A 1,175-nucleotide genomic window follows, 5' to 3' on the forward strand; every position below is an offset into this window, starting at 1 on the left:
CCACCCTTGCGCAGAGGCTTAGCCAACCAGTTGGCAGAGGGTCTCTTGTCTTTCTCGGTCTTGTTCGGCCAGTTCCTGGATGGCCCGTTGGTACACCTGGGCGGGTGTGGATCCCTGGTTGACCTGCTTCAGCCAGCGCTGGGCCTCGTTGCCCTGTTGGAGCAGAGTTTGCAGGGGAGCCAAGAAGCAGCCCAAGCCCTGGGGTTGGCCGATGCGCCAGGCTTCGGTCAGCAGCTCTTCAATCCACTCCTGGGCTAAGCGTTCGCGGCCAGTGCGCCAGTCGAGCAAGCGGGCTTGCAGCGATTCTCGAGCAGCAGCCTGCTCGTTGGCCTCGCAAAGGCTCTCCAGCTCCGCTGGGGTAAAAGGCCCCCCCAAGGGATCCAGCGCCTCCGGCTGAGATAGCAATTGCCAGAGGCGGGCCTCTACTAGGGCGGTGATGGCCAGAATCATCACCGGATCCGCCACCAGGTCGCAGATGCGCAGCTCCACCCGGTTAAGCTGGTAGGGCCGCTCCGGGCCGTTGGGCCGCACAGAAGCCCAGAGGTGGCGTACATTCTGCATCGTGCCCAGGGCCAGTTGCTCCTGCATCCAGGTGATGTAATGGGCGTGATCCCGGAAGAAGGGCACCTGGGCTGGCGTTTTGGGAAACACCTGCCAACGGCTGGAATGGTAGCCCGTTACCTGGCCGTCCAGAAAAGGAGAAGAAGCGCTCAGGGCCAAATAAAGAGGGGCTTCCGCCCGCAATAGGCGACAGGCGAGGAAGATGGCCCCCGTATCCGGCAGACCGACATTGATGTGGATGCTGGCGGTCACCACCCGCGTGCCGTAGGTGCGCTCGATGTAGTCGTGGTAGGGGTTGCCCGGATCCGAGCGCTCGAAGTGGTCGCTGCCGCCCAAAGCCAGCGTGCTCCCCGGCAGCAAGGTGTAGGGGCCCAGGCGGCGCAAAAATTGCCGCAATTGCAGCCGGGGTTGTAGCAGGGCGCAGAGCAGGTCTTCGTAGCGGCGGAGAGGAGGAGTGATGTATTCAACGTTGCGCCGATCGGGTTCTCGCACAAACTCCGGCAAAGCCTGGCAGATGCGATCCGATAGGCCCACCACTTCCCCGGCGGCGGTGCCGGTGTACATCTCCACCTCAAAGCCCTTGGTCAACAGCACAGGCCAGCCTCCAGCCGCAG

Annotated in this window: 1 protein-coding gene; it reads right to left on the reverse strand. The window is 63.3% G+C overall.

Features of this window, described 5'->3' with window-relative positions; translation table 11 throughout:
* Positions 1-18 precede the first annotated feature (18 nt).
* Complete coding sequence (gene gshA / locus NW853_RS03575) at positions 19-1,155, reverse strand: glutamate--cysteine ligase (RefSeq protein ID WP_414347813.1); 1,137 nt, start codon at positions 1,153-1,155, stop codon at positions 19-21.
* Between the last annotated feature and the right edge of the window lie 20 nt (positions 1,156-1,175).

Source organism: Synechococcus sp. H55.11, from assembly GCF_047462475.1.
Classification (GTDB): Bacteria; Cyanobacteriota; Cyanobacteriia; order Thermostichales; family Thermostichaceae; genus Thermostichus.